The organism is Pseudomonas alcaligenes (assembly GCF_041729615.1).
Lineage (GTDB): Bacteria > Pseudomonadota > Gammaproteobacteria > Pseudomonadales > Pseudomonadaceae > Aquipseudomonas > Aquipseudomonas alcaligenes_B.
Genome location: NZ_CP154874.1, coordinates 63,117 through 79,533 on the forward strand (window position 1 = coordinate 63,117; position 16,417 = coordinate 79,533).

Below are 16,417 nucleotides of genomic sequence, written 5' to 3' on the forward strand. Positions count from 1 at the left end.
ACCCTAGCGGCGGCAGTGTGGTGATCGTCGCCCCAGCCGCCCACTACGCTCGCGCACTCACGACAACGGGCACCACGCGGCACCCGTTGAAGGCAGCGTCAGACAGGCAGGAGCTTTCCTGTCCCGCTGCTGCGGAGGTTGGATTAACGAGGGACTCGCCGCTATGCCTCGGCTCCCGTGGGACTAGAGCAGGTCGTAATCAACGTCTTTTCTGCGACAGCCTAGAACCCCTGTGGCGCTCATCTCGTCGCACATGCGCAAGCGCGCCACGTCTTCACTGAAGAACCACTTCCCGCACCGAATGCACTTGCGCCACCCGACATGCCTGACCACGCGGGGCGGATCGAAAACAACGTCAAGGACTGGCTCCCGTCGCGTGCCGTCATCCTGTGGCCAGCGCTGGGGTATCACGAAGCCATAGGGATTGGCTTCTGCTTTGAGGTTCGGTGCGGGCTTCGGCTTTAGCTCGACCTGTGGCCCGCTGCGATGCTTCGTCGGCTCGGGTTGCCAGTTCGCAAGCCATGCGGGTTGAGTCATCGCAGCAGACCCTCCCCAGCTATCCCGCTGCGCGCGGTGCCGTCGCTGATCCAGTTCAGCAGGCAGTGCAGCACGACGGGGCCGTCAGCGGGACACATGCGACCGTCAGCAATGGCAGCGCCGAAGTTCTCACTGACCCAGCCGCGCATTTCTTCACCTGCACCGCGCGAGCGCTCCAGCTTGCGCAACCGTGCCAGCATGCCCCGCGTGTCGGCCATGTGGTTACTCCCGTGACTCGCGCAACGCCTCGCCCAGCTTGACCGCGCGGAGCAGGTTCAAGTCGGACATGGTTTGCCGGTCTGCGTGCGCCTCGATGCGGCGCTGGTGAATCAGCTTCACTTCGTCAGGAGTTGCGGGCGTGCTGACGGGCGCGTTCTCGCGTGGGTCGGTGTGCATGTTGCGCATGTCAGTGATCCTCCAGTGGGCCAATTCGTTGAAGCAGTCGCGCGGCTTGCCAGCGGACAGATGGTTCGTCGCTGTTAAGAATCGCCTCGTAGCATGTGGTGACGATCAGGCGCTTGTCGCCTTCCAGCTCCTGCTTCTCCTGTGCGATCTGCGCAGCGCTGCGAGGTTTCAACCACGCATAAGGGGTCGTGTAGCTCATTGCTTGTCCTCCAAGGCTTGTAGGCGTTTCTCCAGTTCGTCCACAGCGCGGACGGCACTGAGTGCGCCGATTGCTTCGATAATCTGTTTGCCCACGTCGGGCGCAACCTTGCCGCCAGCGATTGCTTGAAGAACGGCCTCGACCTGCTGGGCGACGGGGGCGGTGGCGTCGAAATCAAACTCCACGCGCTCGGTCTGCGCACGCAAGGCAGGCGCGACGCGCGACAGCACCAGCCCGGCAGCTTGCACGTCACCGGCAAGCGCAGCGTCGATAACCACACGGGCAATCTTCGGGGCGTCATCCATCAGCGCCTGCGTCACGCGGGTGCGCTTGTCCACGATGCCGCGCGGGCGTCCGTTCGGGTTCGGGCTTGTCATGCCTTTCTTCCAGCTCGGGCTGCCCGGTGGTGGCGAGGTGTTGGGCTGGTAGCTCTTCAACCAGTCGGGTTGAACTATTTCGGTCATTGGATGAACCCCTTTGATGTCATCAAGTGCCGATCAGCGTTAGCCGAGGTCTTGCAGCACGAACGCCTTCTCAGCATTCGTTTTGGCTTGACGAAGTGCGGCGGCTTTGTGCGGCGGTGCGCCGACTGCTTTCTCAAGCTCCTTAAACACCAGCCCCGCGCGTTCTTCGATCATCTGCTTCGCGCCCTTCATTGCCTTGAGGCGCTGGGCAATCTCAGGCGCGCTGCGCTCGTTCCAGAATCGAACGTAGGTAGCTTGGAAGTTCGCATCGAGACCGGACAGGTATGCAGGCGCGCCCAGCAGTGCGCTGACGGTAGTGTGGTCACCCTCGTCAATGGCTTGCTGGATAAATGCGTGTCGCTTCTCGTTGGGCAGGTTCTTCGCATAGGAACGAATCTCGGCGCTGATGCTTTGCGCTGCCTTCGATTCAATGGGTGCTGCAAGCTGCTGCTCCAGCATTGCAATGCCCTTTTCGAGATTCGAGCGAGTCACGTCGAAGCTCTTGCAGATTTTGTTGAAATGCTTCTGCGCGAAGTCGTCCGTGTGGATGATCTGCATCGCCTCATTCCAGGTCGGATTGAGAGCGGCAGCTTCTCGGGCTGACCACACTGCACGCACACCTTCATAGGCGGTGCTAAACGCGGTCATGGTCGGGCCGAGATACGGCGCAGTCTGCTCGTCGAACCCGTCAATGTTCTTCACGTTGTCAGGGTGCAGCGTGGGCGTGATACGCGGATCAATGTTGTCTGTCATGGCGAAACTCCTTGATAAATAGGCGCGTTTTTGTACGCAGTGCTTACATGCTGTGAAAGATCAGCGAAGGTCCGCAAGGAAAACAAAAACATGCAAACAGCGAACAAGTTATTCAGCGTTATTCGTTCTTAATCCTGTCGCTGTCGCATGCGTCCAAAAAGTCGTTGCCGCTTCTTGGAGACCTGTCTTGCAATGTGCGCACTTCAACCCGCACAGGAGCAACGACATGACCGACAAGACCTACACGAAACGCGAGAACGCCCGCCGCGCTGGTGTTGCCGCTGGGGTGCCTGCCGAACTGGTGGAGATCACCGTTCACAAGAACGGCGACGAGGTGCGCTTCGGCTGGAAGCAGATGGAAGCACCGGCACCCGCTGCCGCCGACGCTGTGTTGACCACAAGCAAGCCGAAGAAAGCAGCCCCGAGGGTTGATCGCGTCGAGCAGAACGGCGTCAAGCGTCCAAAGGCTGGCGGGCTGTGCGCTGCTGTCTGGGCATGGCTGGACGCGCACCCGGACGCAACGATCAAGGACGCGAAAGCCGCTGCACCGGAAAACGGCTGGAACGCGAACAACGTGGCCTGCGAGTTCTACGCTTGGCGCAAGTTCAACGGCCTGTCACGCGCGACCGCCGCGAACTGATGCAGGCCGGTTTTGCAGTCGCCGCCCCTGTGCTAACTGCTGCAAAAGTGCAAAACCAAAAAACGATGATCCCCGTTTTGTAGTTTTGTGGTTTTGCACTTCCCAGCACAGGGGCGAGTGCTGCAAAACCGATTCGCTCACGTCAGCGCCGCTTTTCGGTAAAGCACCTGATTGTTCGCTCCGCGCACAACGTCGATTCGATACTGGAATTGAGCCAAGCGGAGCATGTCGTCCACGTCCTTCCAGCGGCGACCATTCACCACTCGATTCAGAACGCTATGCACCATGTCGCGGGTCACGTCCTGGCCTGCATGCGTCACATGAACCGCCTGCACCAGCGCCTCGACTACCTGTGACACTGTGGTCATCTTCTGATCGAGTGCGCGCCCGCTGTCTTCTTCGGTCTCCTTGCCGGTGGCGGCATCGAACACGCGCGCCGATTCATCCTCGCCCCATACGCATTCACCGAGCACCGCCTTACACAGCACCGACGCTGGAGCGTCTGCGCGTTGTGCCAGCGTATGCACGGCCTCCGTCTTGTAGGTGACAAGAAAGCGCGGCGTGAGCTGGGGTTTTGCCAGTCGCATGACATAGGCGTGCTCTTCGCACTTGTCGCGGGCATGCGCGAATGCAACCCGTGGTGACGTAACCCATGCGCCAGCACCTGCCACCATGTCCTCAAAGTGTTCCGTGTTCTGGCTGCTGCGCTTGTTGTTGTGACCGATGAAGGCAATTGTCACGTCATGCTTTTCCGCCAGCGTCTGCATGTATGCGAGCAGGCGCTTAACTGAGGCGTCATCGTTGGGGCTTTGTCCCGGTGCCCAGATGGTCAGTGCCACGGCGGTATCAAGCACGACGAGTCGCACGGGTGGCGTCCCCGCGTTCATCGCCGTGATGTTCGCCATGTTGATGGTCGCGTCCAGATGCTCATAGACGCCGAAGACCTGAATCTGTTGTCCGCTGTGCTCGTCGGTCTCGATGCCAGCGAAAACCATTAGCGAGCCGGGCGCGCCACCCGCCTTGATGTGGCGAGCAGTAATCCACCCCTTCAATTCCTCCGCACTGATCCAGACGGTGGAGGCGTGGTGGCTAATCATGGCCGCCATCGTTGCGAGGAAAGACGACTTGGCAGTGCCGCCACGCCCGAAGAAGCCGACGACGCATTGACGCGGCAGGAACGGATCAACAAGGTAGGTGACTGTGGCTGTTTCGATATCTTCCGGCATGGCGAACTCCAGCTTGATCTTGTTCGGGTCGATGGTTCGCGGCTGGGTCAGGACACGGTGCCGCACCTTTTCGCGTTCGAGCTTCTTCCCTTCGATTTGAAGCTCTATCTCCTTGGCCTTGGTTGCTTCCCGCTGCGCCTCAGCTATCGCCTGAGCCTGTGCGACTTCCGGGGTCAGGTGCGGATTGCGCTCTTGTGCAGCGGCAAGCCACGGGAGCGTGGGCGGCTGCGCGGCGGCAGGGGCCGAGATCGCGGGGTTGCCGCCATTGGGGTACTGGCTGGGGTGCTGCGCTTGCTGTAGCGGCGGCTGTGCGGCCTGCAAATTCTCCGAGCCGCCAGAATTGGCTTGTCCTACGCTATGCGTGCTGTGCATGTTGTTCCTCTCCAAAGCCGTCCTGACCCGACGGCTTTTTTCTTGATGGAGTTATGCAGGGCTTATCGGCGGGTGTGCGGGGTCGGCAAGTTGCGCGGCTGCATTGGGTTTGAGTCGCCATGACCGTCAAACTGCTTGTTTGGCGTTCGGCGCGTAGGCGCTGGTACTGCGGAAGGACTGCGCCTCGATGAACTCGAAAATCTTGGTGCGCAGGTAGCGGATGGGCGCGGACTTGGTTTGCCCGAGCTTCACAAACTCCGGGCCTTTGCCTTTGGTGCGCCAGATTTCGAGGGTGTTGGGCTTGATGCCGAGCAGTGCGGCTGCTTCTTCGTTCGTCAGCAGATCAGGGTTGAGTGCGGATATGGTGGACATGGCAAGTCTCCAGACCTGCCTTGCCGCGCGTGCAATAGGAGTGCGTCAGCAAGGCGAATGCTTGCCGTCGAGATTTGTGTGGTCACCTGCCCCAGACGGGTTCGGGGGTGTCCGGTTTCCCGGCTAACGTCACAGCTACTTCTTTGCCTTGGCGCCCTGTGCGGCCCCTTGAGTCGCCGCCCCGCGTTGCACGGAGCGGCTTAGTTGGCGTTACTATAGCAACACTTTACGCTAAGTGTTTGATATTTTTAACTGTTTAGCTTTCTGAACGGTCGTTTAAGGCCACCGCTTGCTGCTCGATCCAGTCGGATATGTGCTGCGTTTCAGGCTTGAGATATTGCAGGTGCGAAGTCTCAAGGTAGTGGCGCGCGGTAACGCCCTTGGGCACATGGTTCGTCAGCAATTCGACCTTGTGCAAGTCGATCCCGCAATTGGCGATGCCGATGGTCGTAAAGGTGCGGCGCAGGTCGTGCGGTGTGATCTTCGTGCCCGCTGCCTCGCTGACTTTCTTCATCGTGTCGCGCGGGTCTTTGATATGCCCAGCCTTGCCCCAGGACGAGAACACGAACGGGCTACCCTTGACGCGCTGGCGCGTGGTCAGCAACTGCACCGCCTGCGTGGATAGCGGCAGCCAGACGGGGTTGCTGTTCTTCGGGTCGGGTATGTGAATCCAGCCTTCCTCAAGGTTGACCCTGTCCCATGTCAGTTCGCTGCACTCGCCAATCCGCAGGCCAGTGAGCATGAGCAGCATCACAAGGTCGATGCTTGCCAGCGTGTCTCGGTTGTAGGCTTGGTCGCGGGCATGTGTGAGGAATGACCACACCGCGCCGACCTTGCTATCCGGGACGCGGCTAGTGCGCGGCTTCAGCGGCACCCACTTCTTATAGAGCACATCGACGGGGTTATCAGTCAGCACTGGCGACCCGTCCGGCTCGCGGTATTCGCGGATGGCGTAGTTGAACAAGGCGCGAAGCACCGCCATTGACTGGTTCGCCTGCGCCGGGGCTGGCCCATCGCCGCGCGTGCCTTTGTTCTTGATGTCGTTGAAACGCTTCGTGACCATCTCGCGGTTGATGTCCCTGAGCGGCTTCTTGAGCCATGCCTCAAAGGTTGTGGTCACATGGCGTTCAATCTCGGCCTTGCTACTGTCCTTCAATGGGCGGTCGCGCTTGTAGGCGTCGGCCACGTCGCGGAGGGTGACGCGGTGCGCCGCCTCCTTCTTGGCGACGGCGCGCGGGTCGATGCCCATGCGCATGCTGCGCAGGTGCTCGCGGGCAACATCACGGGCTTGATCGACAGTGAAGACCCCATGCGGGCCGATGCTGATGCGGGGCGAACTGCCGTTGACGCGCCCCTGCACGATGTAGGTGATCTTGCCGGTAGGGGTGACCCGGAGGCCGAACCCCTTGAGCGAGTCGTCCCAGTGGAACGCCTCCTTGTCAGCGGGCGCGGTGATCTTGTCGATGTAGTTCTTCGTCAGCTTAGGCATATAGCGCCTCGCTGACTGATGCGGTTGTGGTTACTATCGTCACGTTGGCTTCCTTCGTACTTAAGGGAGTTGACCACGCGGTCGGGACTGTTGGCGCAGTCGCCGGCCGCATCTTTTCAGGCGCTCATAAGCAGTTCGTAAGCGCCAGCGGTAAAGTTACGACAAGTTCCACAAAACAAAAAGCGAATGCAACCCATTGACCTGTAAAGGTACGCAAGGCTTACAATAGCGGCTTAAAGCGGGGCAAAGCGGTTGACCGGGAAACTTGAAAACCGCCGATGGGCAACTATCCGTGAGTTCGAATCTCACCGCCTCCGCCATCTTTTCGACCTTGGTAAGCCGCCAAGCACAGCTTTCTGACGTTTGCTTTCTGACGGAATTGCGCCAAGCTAGGTTCGTTGACTGCAGGGTCGCGGCAGTTATGTGCAGCGAGGTGTCGCTTGATTAAGGTGCTGGTGGTCGACGACCACGATCTGGTTCGAACAGGCATTACCCGCATGCTGGCCGATATCGATGGCCTGCAGGTCATCGGCCAGGCCGATTGCGGCGAGGAAGCCCTGAAGAAAGTCCGCGAGCTGCACCCCGATGTGGTCCTGATGGACGTCAAGATGCCCGGCATCGGTGGTCTCGAAGCGACCCGCAAGCTGCTGCGCAGCTATCCCGACCTCAAGGTGATCGCCGTCACCGCCTGCGAGGACGATCTGTTCCCCACTCGCCTGCTGCAGGCCGGCGCCGCCGGTTACCTGACCAAGGGCGCGGCGCTGGAGGAGATGGTCCAGGCCATCCGCATGGCCTTCGCCGGCCAGCGTTACCTGAGCCCGCAGATCGCCCAGCAGCTGGCGCTGAAATCCTTCCAGCCGAACAGCGGTGGCTCGCCCTTCGATCTGCTGTCCGAGCGCGAGATCCAGATTGCCCTGATGATCGCCAACTGCCAGAAGGTGCAGACCATCTCCGACAAGCTTTGCCTGTCGCCGAAGACGGTGAACACCTACCGCTACCGCATCTACGAGAAGCTGTCGATCAACAGCGATGTGGAACTGGCGCTGCTGGCCGTGCGTCACGGCATGGTCGACGCCGTCAGCTGAGAGTCTTAGGCAAGCTAGTGAAGAGGACGTAAACTGCGTCCTCTTCGTCTTTTCAGCCTGCGACTTCGATGACCGCCACGCCCTTCGATCCGAGCGCCTTCCTCGCCACCTGCAGCGGCAGACCCGGTGTGTACCGCATGCTCGACGAGACGGGCAGGCTGCTCTACGTCGGCAAGGCGTCCAACCTGAAGAAGCGCCTGGCCAGCTACTTCCGCAAGACCGGCCTGGCACCGAAGACCGCCGCCCTGGTGGCGCGCATCGCCCAGGTCGAGACCACGATCGTGGCCAACGAGACCGAGGCGCTGCTGCTGGAGCAGACGCTGATCAAACAGTGGCGCCCGCCCTACAACATCCTGTTGCGTGACGATAAGTCCTACCCCTACGTGCTGCTGTCCGATGGCGACTTCCCGCGCCTGGGCATCCATCGCGGAGCCAAGTCGGCGAAGGGGCGCTACTTCGGCCCCTATCCCAGCGCCGGCGCGATCCGCGAGAGCCTGGCGCTGCTGCAGAAGACCTTCCTGGTGCGCCAGTGCGAGGACAGCTATTTCAAGAACCGCACCCGGCCCTGCCTGCAGTACCAGATCAAGCGCTGCAAGGCGCCCTGCGTCGGCCTGGTGGAGCCGGCCGAGTACGCCGAGGACGTGCGCCATTCGGTGATGTTCCTCGAGGGGCGCAGCAGTGCGCTGACGGACGAGCTGTCCACGGCGATGGAGAAGGCGGCGCAGGCCCTGGAGTTCGAACGCGCCGCCGAGCTGCGCGACCAGATCGCCCAGCTGCGCCGGGTGCAGGACCAGCAGAGCATGGAAGGCGGCAGCGGCGACGTGGACGTGGTGGCCGCCATCGTCAATCCGGGTGGCGCCTGCGTGCACCTGATCGGAGTGCGCGGCGGGCGGGTGCTGGGCAGCAAGAATTTCTTCCCGCAGGTGGGTATCGAGGAGGAGGGCGGCGCCGTACTTTCCGCATTCCTTGCCCAGTACTACCTGTCCAGCCACGAACGCGACCTGCCGGGCGAGCTGATCGTCAACGTCACCCACGAGGACCTGCCGACGGTGGCTGCCGCGATTGCCGAGCTGCGCGGGCGCGAGCTGACCATCAGCCACCGCGTGCGCGGTACCCGGGCGCGCTGGCAGCAGCTGGCGGTGACCAATGCCGAACAGGCGCTGGGCGCGCGCCTGGCCGATCGCCAGCAGGTGGCCGCGCGCTTCGAGGCACTGGCCGAGGCGCTGGACCTGGATGAGGCGCCGCAACGCCTGGAGTGCTACGACATCAGCCATTCCAGCGGCGAGGCCACCGTGGCCTCTTGCGTGGTGTTCGGTCCGGAGGGGCCGCTGAAGTCCGACTACCGCCGCTACAACATCGAGGGTGTCACCGCCGGCGACGACTACGCGGCGATGCGCCAGGCGCTTACCCGGCGCTTCGGCAAGCTCAAGGATGGTGAAGGCAAGCTGCCGGACGTGCTGCTGGTGGACGGTGGCAAGGGCCAGCTGGCCATGGCGCGCGAAGTGCTGGAAGAGCTGGCGGTGCCGGAGCTGATCCTGCTCGGCGTGGCCAAGGGCGTGACCCGCAAGCCAGGCCTGGAAACCCTCTATCTCAATGATGCCGAGCACGAGTTCACCTTGCCCGGTGACTCGCCGGCCCTGCACCTGATCCAGCAGATCCGCGACGAGGCGCACCGCTTCGCCATCACTGGGCATCGCGCGCGACGTGGCAAGGCGCGGCGCACCTCGAGCCTGGAGGATGTCGCCGGCATCGGTCCCAAGCGCCGGCGCGAGCTGCTCAAGCACTTCGGCGGGCTGCAGGAGCTCAACCGCGCCAGCGTCGAGGAGATCGCCAAGGCGCCGGGTATCAGCAAAAAGCTCGCCGAGTCGATTTATGCCGCCCTGCACAGCGAGTAGAATGCGCGCTCAACTCGCTGGCCAGTGGTCCCGATGAACATCCCCAACCTGCTCACCGTACTGCGCGTCGCCCTGATTCCGGTCTTCATCCTGTTTTTCTATCTGCCGTTCGCCTGGAGCTACTGGGCGGCCAGCGCGGTGTTCGCCCTGGCGGCGGTGACCGACTGGTTCGACGGCTACCTGGCCCGGCGCTGGGAGCAAAGCACGCCGTTCGGCGCCTTCCTCGACCCGGTGGCGGACAAGCTGATGGTGGCCGTGGCGCTGGTGCTGCTGGTGGAGGAGCACGCCAACCTGTGGCTGAGCCTGCCGGCGGTGATCATCATCGGCCGCGAGATCGTGGTGTCCGCGCTGCGCGAGTGGATGGCCGAGCTGGGCGCGCGGGCGCACGTGGCCGTGTCCAATCTGGGCAAGTGGAAGACCGCCGCGCAGATGGTGGCGCTGATCATCCTGCTGGGTAATCCGCCGCAACTGACCGTCTGGGTCGGCCTCGGTTACGTCCTGCTGATCGTGGCGGCGGCACTCACCCTGTGGTCCATGCTGCAATACCTGCTGGCTGCCTGGCCGCACCTCAGCATCGATGCCGAGAAGAAATAAAGTATTTTTGAATCAAGGGGTTGACGAGGCGTTTCGAATCTATAGAATGGCGCCCGTCACCAAGACGCGGGAATAGCTCAGTTGGTAGAGCACGACCTTGCCAAGGTCGGGGTCGCGAGTTCGAGTCTCGTTTCCCGCTCCAGATTGTTGACGTTGACGCCGCGGTAAGCGGCGTCTTCGTTTGAGGCCGGGTGGCAGAGTGGTCATGCAGCGGATTGCAAATCCGTGTACGCCGGTTCGATTCCGACCTCGGCCTCCACTACAAGGAAAGCCCCGTAGATCGTTGATCTACGGGGCTTTTTCTTTACCTTGCCGGGTTGGCGCGGGCTGTATATAGTCCAGCCCTCGCTTCACCGCGCTACCGCCCGAATGGCGAAATCGGTAGACGCAGGGGACTTAAAATCCCTCGCCAGCAATGGCATGCCGGTTCGAGTCCGGCTTCGGGCACCATCTGCACAGCTTTCCCTCCTTGCGACCTCCTATAATCGGGCCTACGGCACAAGGAGTCCGCATGCTTTCCGACAAGGCTTACCTGCCGCACCTGCTGGCGGCGCTGTGGTTCCTGGGGTGCTGGCTGGGCTATGCCCGCTACGCGATCTGGAAGGGGCGCGACACGGCCTGCCTGGCCAGTGTGATGCATCTGTACCGCGAGGACTGGATGCGTCGCATGTTGCTGCGGGAAAACCGCATCGCCGACGCCAGTGTGATCGGAAACCTCGAGCGCAATGCCTCGTTCTTCGCCTCCAGTACCCTGCTCATCCTGGCCGGTGTGCTCACCGTGCTGGGCGCCTCGGATCGAGCGGTGTCGCTGCTGCAGGACCTGCCCCTGGTGCAGGCCGCCAGTCGTGAGCTGTCCGAGCTCAAGCTGATCTGCCTGGCGATGGTGTTCGTCTACGCCTTCTTCACCTTCAGCTGGTGCATGCGCCAATACAACTTCGCCTCGGTGCTGATCGGCTCGGCACCGCTGGTGGCCGAGCGCGGCCTATCGGAGCCGCAACGCGAGGCCTATGCGGTGCGTACCGCGCGGGTGATCTCGATGGCGGCCAATCAGTTCAACCTGGGCTTGCGCTCCTATTACTTCGGCATGGCGACCCTGGGCTGGTTCATCAACCCCTGGTTCTTCATGCTGCTCAGCGCCGGCGTGGTGCTGGTGCTGTATCACCGCGAGTTCCATTCCGATGTCCTGAAAGTGATGGTTCATACCCAGACCACCGGCACGCCGACCAAGGAGAAAAACCCATGACATTGCCACTGTGGTGCCTGTTCATCAGCGCGATATTGATCTTTCTGGCCAAGATCCCGGTGGCCAAGGCCATGGCCGAGGAGGGCGGTGGGCGCTACGACAACCATCACCCGCGGGCCCAGCAGGCACGCTTGACGGGCTTCGGCGCGCGCGCTCTGGCGGCGCATCAGAACAGCTTCGAGGCTTTCCCTCTGTTCGCCGCCGGCGTGCTGGTGGCGCATGTGACCCAGAGCCAGGGGGGGCTGGTGGACGGGGCGGCGCTGCTGTTCGTGCTCGCCCGGGTACTCTATGTGGTGCTGTACTGGGCCGATCTGGCCTGGCAGCGTAGCCTGGTATGGGTGGTGGGGCTGGCCTGCAGCCTGCTGCTGATGCTCAGCCCGGCGTTGGCCTGAATGGCAGGAGGCCCGCATCTGCGGGCCTCCTGGTCTTACTGGGCGTCGATCGCGTCCTTGGCCTCGTCGCCGGCTTCCTGGATGGCGTCCGCCGCGTCGTCGGCGGCTTCCTCGACCTTCTCGCCGACAGTGGGCTCCTTGCCCAGCGCTTCGTTGGTCTTCTGCTCGATGGCCTCGCCGGTGTCCTTGGCGGCTTCGCCGAGGGACTCCATGGCCTCGGAGACATTCTCCTTGGCCGATTCCACCTTGTCTTCCGAGGACTGCTCGCAAGCGGTCAGACCCAGCATGGCGGCCAGCAGCAGGGCATAGGTAAAGGGTTTGCTCATGTCGTCTCTCCTTTGGTGACGGGACTATCCTCAATCCGGCAATTGGAGGGCGACGGACCGGCCAAAGTTCCGCCGCATCCGGCCAAGCGTGCGTCGCATCACATCCCGTGCGCTGTGTCGCGCGGCGGCCGAGGGGGTATCATGCGCGCCTTTTGCAACATCGCCGGGAACTGCAGTCATGAGCGATAACCCTGTTCTAGAGCGCGCCGAGCGCTTTCTGTCGGCCCTGCGCCATTGCCAGGTGCTGGGTCTTAGCGTGCATGAGGCCAAGCCCGCAGGCCTGACCCTGCGCCTACCGTACAGCACCCAGATCATCGGCAATCCGGAAACCGGGGTGATCCACGGCGGCGCCATCACCACCCTGATGGACACCACCTGCGGCATCTCCACCGTCTGCGTGCTGCCGGAGTTCGAGATCTGCCCGACCCTCGACCTGCGCATCGACTACATGCGCCCGGCCCAGCCGCACAAGGACGTCTTCGGCTTCGCCGAATGCTACCGGGTCACCGAGAACATCATCTTCACCCGCGGCTATGCCTATCAGGACAACCCGGACGAGCCGATCGCCCATGTGGTCGGTGCCTTCATGCGCATGGGCAAGGGCGCCCAGGGCGACAAGGAGCTCAAACGCAATATCCAGGGAGGTGCCTGATGGCCGCGCTCAACCTCAATACCCTGGTGCGCCAGGCCCATGAGAAGAACGACTACGACGCGCTGATCAGCCTGATCCCCTACGCCAAGCTGATCGGCATCGAGTGCCTGCGCCTGGGCGACGACATGGTGTTCCGCCTGCCGGCGAGCAAGGACAACATCGGCAACCCGATCCTGCCGGCGCTGCACGGCGGGGTCATCGCCGGCTTCATGGAACATGCGGCCATGCTGCACCTGCTGATGTTCATGGGCATCCCGCATTTGCCGAAAATCATCGACTTCTCGATAGATTACCTGCGCGCCGGTCATTATCGTGACACCTACGCCCAGTGCCAGGTGTGGCGCCAGGGCCGGCGGGTGGCCAACGTCGCCATCACGGCCTGGCAGACCAGCCAGAGCGAGCCTATCGCCACAGCACGCGCCCACTTCAAGGTCGACGAACCCTGAGTGAGTGGCGGGGCGCTGCATAAGAACAGAACAAGGAATCCTCAATGGATGCGTTGCTGATCCTCGGCGGCCTGCTGCTGATCCTCGTCGGCCTGGTCTGGCTGGTGATGCGGGCCTTCTCCACCAGCCTGCTGTGGGGCTGGGGCAGCCTGATACCGCCGCTCACCCTGGTCTACGTGCTGCGCCACTGGCGCATGGCGCGCCAGGCCGTGGTGCTCATGGCCCTGGGCTGCATCCCGCTGGTGGTCGGCATGGTGCTGATGGCCAACCGGGATGCCGCGCGCCTGGAGGCCATCCTCAGCCTGCGTTGGCTCAAGGAGGCGCCCAAGGCCCCGGCCGAGCTGGATATCCGCCTGCATGGCGAGCTCAACGGCCAACCGTTCAAGCCGCAGTATGCCGAGCTGATCGACGGCGTGCTGAGCCTGCGCGAAGGCGAGGATTTCTTCGCCCGCCGCGAGGTGACCATCCGCCTGCCGCAGGCGCAGAAGGCCCCGGTGCAGCTGGATGTGCTGCCGGAAGACGAGGGCGCGCTGCCGGAGGTGGAGATCAGCTGGCTGCTGCCCGAGCAGGACCTGCCGGAGGCACGTCGCCTGAGCCAGGGCTATACCTTGCACCTGGACCTTCAGGCCCTGCCGCCGAACAAGCTGCAGGGCGACTTCCACCTGGTCCTGCCGCCGTCCTTCAAGACCAGCCTGAGTGGGCGCCTGGAGCTGTTCGCCGACCGCCTGCGCTACCGGGACGGTCGCCTCGATACCCGCTTCGATTCCCGCGAGACCCTGGCCAAGGTCATCGAGGACCACCTGCAGCGGCGCTTCGCCACCCGCCTGGTGCAGCTGGCCGAGCTGCCGGACGTGACCTTCCCGGCGAGTGAGTTGCCGCTGCAGGTGCAGGCCAGGATCAACGGCGCCGAGCAGAGCCTGGCGCTGGTGCTGGAGAAAGGCCCGCGTGGCTGGCAGGTGCGCGATGATCGCTATCCCGAGCTGGCGGCCCAGGAGGCGCGCGCCGAAACGTTGGTCCAGGCCGAGGAGCCGGAACAAGCCCCGCAGGCCAGCGCCCGGCCCCCCCTGGATCGCCGCCTGCGTTTCTCCCTGGCACGCCTGCAGCGCAACCCGGAACAGTACCGGCAACTGCTGATGCGTGTGAGCAAGGCCAGCGGCGGCACCCTGGAGGGGCGCTTCGTCGGTCTCGACGGCGATGGCAGCATCCGCCTCAGCCAGCAGCTGGGCAGCGGCGCCGGCCAGGCCAGCTTCAGCTTCAAGCCGGAAGAGATCGCGCGTATCGAGCTGTTGCAGCCCTGATTCGGGCAAGGTCTTGAAATCCTTCCCGAAGTCCCCATCTGTAGGACATCCGCCGCGTTCGCGGCCTTCTGTCCTGCATGTGGAGTTCGATGACCATGAGTGTGGAAACTCAAAAAGAGACCCTGGGCTTCCAGACCGAGGTGAAGCAGCTGCTGCACCTGATGATCCATTCCTTGTACTCGAACAAGGAAATCTTCCTCCGTGAGCTGATCTCCAACGCCTCGGACGCCGCCGACAAGCTGCGCTTCGAGGCCCTGGCCAAGCCCGAGCTGCTCGAAGGTGGCGATCCGCTCAAGATCCGCCTGTCCTTCGACAAGGACGCCAAGACCGTCACCCTCGAGGACAACGGCATCGGCATGAGCCGCGAGGAAGTCATTGCCCACCTGGGCACCATCGCCAAGTCCGGCACCGCTGACTTCCTGAAGAACCTCTCCGGCGACCAGAAGAAGGATTCGCACCTGATCGGCCAGTTTGGCGTGGGCTTCTACTCGGCCTTCATCGTCGCCGACCAGGTCGAGGTGTTCACCCGTCGCGCCGGCGCTGCCGCCAGCGAGGGTGTGCACTGGTCGAGCCGCGGCGAGGGCGAGTTCGAAGTCGCCACGATCGACAAGGCCGAGCGTGGTACCCGCATCGTCCTGCACCTGAAGAGCGGCGAGGAAGAGTTCGCCGACGGCTGGCGCCTGCGCAACATCGTCAAGAAGTACTCCGACCACATCGCCCTGCCCATCGAGCTGCCGAAGGAACACTACGGCGAAGACAAGGACAAGCCGGCCGAGCCGGAGTGGGAAACCGTCAACCGCGCCAGCGCGCTGTGGACCCGCCCGCGCACCGAGGTCAAGGACGAGGAATACCAGGAGTTCTACAAGCACGTCGCCCACGACTTCGAGAACCCGCTGTCCTGGAGCCACAACAAGGTTGAGGGCAAGCTGGAATACACCTCGCTGCTCTACGTGCCGGCCCGCGCACCGTTCGACCTGTACCACCGCGAGGCGCCCAAGGGCCTGAAGCTCTATGTGCAGCGCGTGTTCATCATGGATCAGGCCGACCAGTTCCTGCCGCTGTACCTGCGCTTCATCAAGGGCGTGGTCGACTCCAACGACCTGTCGCTCAACGTCTCCCGCGAGATCCTGCAATCCGGCCCGGTGATCGACTCGATGAAGTCGGCGCTGACCAAGCGCGTGCTGGACATGCTGGAGAAGCTGGCCAAGGACAAGCCCGAGGACTACAAGGCCTTCTGGAAGGCCTTCGGCCAGGTGCTCAAGGAAGGCCCGGCGGAAGACTTCGCCAACAAGGAGAAGATCGCCGGACTGCTGCGCTTCGCCTCCACCGCCGACGAGAGCGGCGAGCAGAGCGTGGCCCTGGCCGACTACATCGGCCGCATGAAGGAAGGCCAGGACAAGGTCTACTACCTCACCGGCGAGACCCATGCGCAGATCAAGAACAGCCCGCACCTGGAAGTCTTCCGCAAGAAGGGCATCGAGGTGCTGCTGCTGACCGACCGCATCGACGAGTGGCTGATGAGCTACCTGACCGAGTTCGACGGCAAGCACTTCGTCGACGTCGCCCGTGGCGACCTGGACCTGGGCAAGCTCGACTCGGAAGAGGACAAGAAGGCCCAGGAAGAGGTGGCCAAGGCGAAGGAAGGGCTGCTGGAGCGCCTCAAGGGTGCGCTGGGCGAACAGGTCAAGGAAGTGCGGGTGTCGCATCGTCTGACCGACTCGCCGGCGATCCTCGCCATCGGCGAGCAGGACCTCGGCCTGCAGATGCGCCAGATCCTCGAGGCCAGCGGGCAGAAGGTGCCGGAGTCCAAGCCGATCTTCGAGATCAACCCGGGCCACCCGCTGATCGAGAAGCTGGATGCCGAGGCCGACGAGGACCGTTTCGCCGACCTCTCGCACATCCTCTTCGACCAGGCCGCCCTGGCAGCCGGCGACAGCCTGAAGGACCCGGCCAGCTACGTGCGACGCCTGAACAAGCTGCTGGTCGAGCTGTCCGCCTGACCGGCAGTGCCGTGAAAAGCCCGCTTCGG

19 protein-coding genes and 3 tRNA genes are annotated in these 16,417 nt (G+C 63.1%); 13 read left to right on the forward strand and 9 right to left on the reverse strand.

What is annotated here, in order from left to right; translation table 11 throughout:
* Positions 1 to 533: 533 nt before the first annotated feature.
* The 5 genes from AAG092_RS00325 to AAG092_RS00345 are packed head-to-tail and all read right to left on the reverse strand — an operon-like array spanning position 534 to position 2,358.
* Positions 534 to 755, reverse strand: coding sequence for a hypothetical protein (locus AAG092_RS00325; RefSeq protein ID WP_373388041.1), 222 nt, complete (start codon positions 753 to 755; stop codon positions 534 to 536).
* A gap of 4 nt (positions 756 to 759) precedes the next feature.
* A complete protein-coding gene (locus tag AAG092_RS00330) occupies positions 760 to 942 on the reverse strand; it encodes a hypothetical protein (protein ID WP_373388042.1) in 183 nt (60 codons plus the stop codon).
* 1 nt (position 943) lies between these two features.
* Positions 944 to 1,141 (reverse strand): hypothetical protein, encoded by a 198-nt coding sequence (locus AAG092_RS00335; protein ID WP_003290953.1) that lies wholly within the window; start codon positions 1,139 to 1,141, stop codon positions 944 to 946.
* A complete protein-coding gene (locus tag AAG092_RS00340; protein WP_373388043.1) occupies positions 1,138 to 1,605 on the reverse strand; it encodes a DUF5681 domain-containing protein in 468 nt (155 codons plus the stop codon). Before AAG092_RS00340 ends, AAG092_RS00335 begins: the two co-directional genes overlap by 4 nt.
* A 39-nt stretch (positions 1,606 to 1,644) precedes the next feature.
* Positions 1,645 to 2,358 carry a hypothetical protein gene (locus AAG092_RS00345; RefSeq protein WP_373388044.1) on the reverse strand — a complete coding sequence of 238 codons (714 nt, stop codon included), beginning with the start codon at positions 2,356 to 2,358 and terminating at the stop codon, positions 1,645 to 1,647.
* 226 nt (positions 2,359 to 2,584) lie between these two features.
* Here AAG092_RS00345 and AAG092_RS00350 point away from each other — a divergent pair, with 226 nt between their 5' ends.
* Entirely contained in the window at positions 2,585 to 2,998 is a 414-nt protein-coding gene (locus AAG092_RS00350) for a hypothetical protein (RefSeq protein ID WP_373388045.1), read from the forward strand.
* 137 nt (positions 2,999 to 3,135) lie between these two features.
* On the opposite strand, the gene AAG092_RS00355 is transcribed toward AAG092_RS00350, so the two are convergent.
* The 3 genes from AAG092_RS00355 to AAG092_RS00365 all read right to left on the reverse strand — a co-directional run bounded on the left by AAG092_RS00355 (position 3,136) and on the right by AAG092_RS00365 (position 6,457).
* Entirely contained in the window at positions 3,136 to 4,596 is a 1,461-nt protein-coding gene (locus tag AAG092_RS00355; protein ID WP_373388046.1) for an AAA family ATPase, read from the reverse strand.
* A 126-nt stretch (positions 4,597 to 4,722) separates the two neighbouring features.
* Positions 4,723 to 4,968, reverse strand: coding sequence for a helix-turn-helix domain-containing protein (locus AAG092_RS00360; protein WP_197652534.1), 246 nt, complete (start codon positions 4,966 to 4,968; stop codon positions 4,723 to 4,725).
* Between the two features lie 256 nt (positions 4,969 to 5,224).
* On the reverse strand, positions 5,225 to 6,457 hold the full coding sequence (locus AAG092_RS00365; protein ID WP_373388047.1) for a tyrosine-type recombinase/integrase: 1,233 nt from the start codon (positions 6,455 to 6,457) through the stop codon (positions 5,225 to 5,227).
* Positions 6,458 to 6,897: 440 nt separating this feature from the next.
* Here AAG092_RS00365 and uvrY point away from each other — a divergent pair, with 440 nt between their 5' ends.
* The 8 genes from uvrY to AAG092_RS00405 all read left to right on the forward strand — a co-directional run bounded on the left by uvrY (position 6,898) and on the right by AAG092_RS00405 (position 11,666).
* Positions 6,898 to 7,542 carry a UvrY/SirA/GacA family response regulator transcription factor gene (gene uvrY, locus AAG092_RS00370; RefSeq protein WP_110683620.1) on the forward strand — a complete coding sequence of 215 codons (645 nt, stop codon included), beginning with the start codon at positions 6,898 to 6,900 and terminating at the stop codon, positions 7,540 to 7,542.
* A 68-nt stretch (positions 7,543 to 7,610) separates the two neighbouring features.
* On the forward strand, positions 7,611 to 9,437 hold the full coding sequence (gene uvrC, locus AAG092_RS00375; RefSeq protein WP_373388048.1) for an excinuclease ABC subunit UvrC: 1,827 nt from the start codon (positions 7,611 to 7,613) through the stop codon (positions 9,435 to 9,437).
* 33 nt (positions 9,438 to 9,470) lie between these two features.
* Positions 9,471 to 10,031, forward strand: coding sequence for a CDP-diacylglycerol--glycerol-3-phosphate 3-phosphatidyltransferase (gene pgsA / locus AAG092_RS00380; protein ID WP_110683622.1), 561 nt, complete (start codon positions 9,471 to 9,473; stop codon positions 10,029 to 10,031).
* Between the two features lie 66 nt (positions 10,032 to 10,097).
* Positions 10,098 to 10,173 (forward strand) — tRNA-Gly (locus AAG092_RS00385).
* A gap of 43 nt (positions 10,174 to 10,216) precedes the next feature.
* Positions 10,217 to 10,290, forward strand: a tRNA-Cys gene (locus tag AAG092_RS00390).
* A 104-nt stretch (positions 10,291 to 10,394) separates the two neighbouring features.
* Positions 10,395 to 10,481, forward strand: a tRNA-Leu gene (locus tag AAG092_RS00395).
* 61 nt (positions 10,482 to 10,542) lie between these two features.
* The gene (locus tag AAG092_RS00400; protein WP_373388049.1) at positions 10,543 to 11,274 is read left to right on the forward strand and encodes a DUF599 domain-containing protein; all 732 of its coding nucleotides are present in this window, start codon (positions 10,543 to 10,545) and stop codon (positions 11,272 to 11,274) included.
* Positions 11,271 to 11,666, forward strand: coding sequence for an MAPEG family protein (locus AAG092_RS00405; protein ID WP_373388050.1), 396 nt, complete (start codon positions 11,271 to 11,273; stop codon positions 11,664 to 11,666). Before AAG092_RS00400 ends, AAG092_RS00405 begins: the two co-directional genes overlap by 4 nt.
* A gap of 35 nt (positions 11,667 to 11,701) precedes the next feature.
* Here AAG092_RS00405 and AAG092_RS00410 read toward each other — a convergent pair whose 3' ends face one another.
* Positions 11,702 to 11,992: a hypothetical protein gene (locus AAG092_RS00410; protein ID WP_110683625.1), complete on the reverse strand. Its 291-nt coding sequence runs from the start codon at positions 11,990 to 11,992 to the stop codon at positions 11,702 to 11,704.
* Between the two features lie 178 nt (positions 11,993 to 12,170).
* Here AAG092_RS00410 and AAG092_RS00415 point away from each other — a divergent pair, with 178 nt between their 5' ends.
* The 4 genes from AAG092_RS00415 to htpG all read left to right on the forward strand — a co-directional run bounded on the left by AAG092_RS00415 (position 12,171) and on the right by htpG (position 16,388).
* Positions 12,171 to 12,644, forward strand: a complete 474-nt coding sequence (locus AAG092_RS00415; RefSeq protein WP_110683626.1) for a PaaI family thioesterase — start codon at positions 12,171 to 12,173, stop codon at positions 12,642 to 12,644.
* Complete coding sequence (locus tag AAG092_RS00420; protein ID WP_110683627.1) at positions 12,644 to 13,090, forward strand: PaaI family thioesterase; 447 nt, start codon at positions 12,644 to 12,646, stop codon at positions 13,088 to 13,090. Before AAG092_RS00415 ends, AAG092_RS00420 begins: the two co-directional genes overlap by 1 nt.
* A 44-nt stretch (positions 13,091 to 13,134) precedes the next feature.
* A complete protein-coding gene (locus tag AAG092_RS00425; protein WP_373388051.1) occupies positions 13,135 to 14,388 on the forward strand; it encodes an MFS transporter in 1,254 nt (417 codons plus the stop codon).
* Between the two features lie 95 nt (positions 14,389 to 14,483).
* Positions 14,484 to 16,388 (forward strand): molecular chaperone HtpG, encoded by a 1,905-nt coding sequence (gene htpG / locus AAG092_RS00430; protein ID WP_373388052.1) that lies wholly within the window; start codon positions 14,484 to 14,486, stop codon positions 16,386 to 16,388.
* Positions 16,389 to 16,417: the final 29 nt, after the last annotated feature.

Bases quoted from the DNA above. Each gene is read 5' to 3' on its own strand.
- AAG092_RS00325 (WP_373388041.1), bottom strand. From the start codon at position 755: ATGGCCGACACGCGGGGCATGCTGGCACGGTTGCGCAAGCTGGAGCGC.
- AAG092_RS00330 (WP_373388042.1), bottom strand. From the start codon at position 942: ATGCGCAACATGCACACCGACCCACGCGAGAACGCGCCCGTCAGCACG.
- AAG092_RS00335 (WP_003290953.1), bottom strand. From the start codon at position 1,141: ATGAGCTACACGACCCCTTATGCGTGGTTGAAACCTCGCAGCGCTGCG.
- AAG092_RS00340 (WP_373388043.1), bottom strand. From the start codon at position 1,605: ATGACCGAAATAGTTCAACCCGACTGGTTGAAGAGCTACCAGCCCAAC.
- AAG092_RS00345 (WP_373388044.1), bottom strand. From the start codon at position 2,358: ATGACAGACAACATTGATCCGCGTATCACGCCCACGCTGCACCCTGAC.
- AAG092_RS00350 (WP_373388045.1), top strand. From the start codon at position 2,585: ATGACCGACAAGACCTACACGAAACGCGAGAACGCCCGCCGCGCTGGT.
- AAG092_RS00355 (WP_373388046.1), bottom strand. From the start codon at position 4,596: ATGCACAGCACGCATAGCGTAGGACAAGCCAATTCTGGCGGCTCGGAG.
- AAG092_RS00360 (WP_197652534.1), bottom strand. From the start codon at position 4,968: ATGTCCACCATATCCGCACTCAACCCTGATCTGCTGACGAACGAAGAA.
- AAG092_RS00365 (WP_373388047.1), bottom strand. From the start codon at position 6,457: ATGCCTAAGCTGACGAAGAACTACATCGACAAGATCACCGCGCCCGCT.
- uvrC (WP_373388048.1), top strand. From the start codon at position 7,611: ATGACCGCCACGCCCTTCGATCCGAGCGCCTTCCTCGCCACCTGCAGC.
- pgsA (WP_110683622.1), top strand. From the start codon at position 9,471: ATGAACATCCCCAACCTGCTCACCGTACTGCGCGTCGCCCTGATTCCG.
- AAG092_RS00400 (WP_373388049.1), top strand. From the start codon at position 10,543: ATGCTTTCCGACAAGGCTTACCTGCCGCACCTGCTGGCGGCGCTGTGG.
- AAG092_RS00405 (WP_373388050.1), top strand. From the start codon at position 11,271: ATGACATTGCCACTGTGGTGCCTGTTCATCAGCGCGATATTGATCTTT.
- AAG092_RS00410 (WP_110683625.1), bottom strand. From the start codon at position 11,992: ATGAGCAAACCCTTTACCTATGCCCTGCTGCTGGCCGCCATGCTGGGT.
- AAG092_RS00415 (WP_110683626.1), top strand. From the start codon at position 12,171: ATGAGCGATAACCCTGTTCTAGAGCGCGCCGAGCGCTTTCTGTCGGCC.
- AAG092_RS00420 (WP_110683627.1), top strand. From the start codon at position 12,644: ATGGCCGCGCTCAACCTCAATACCCTGGTGCGCCAGGCCCATGAGAAG.
- AAG092_RS00425 (WP_373388051.1), top strand. From the start codon at position 13,135: ATGGATGCGTTGCTGATCCTCGGCGGCCTGCTGCTGATCCTCGTCGGC.
- htpG (WP_373388052.1), top strand. From the start codon at position 14,484: ATGAGTGTGGAAACTCAAAAAGAGACCCTGGGCTTCCAGACCGAGGTG.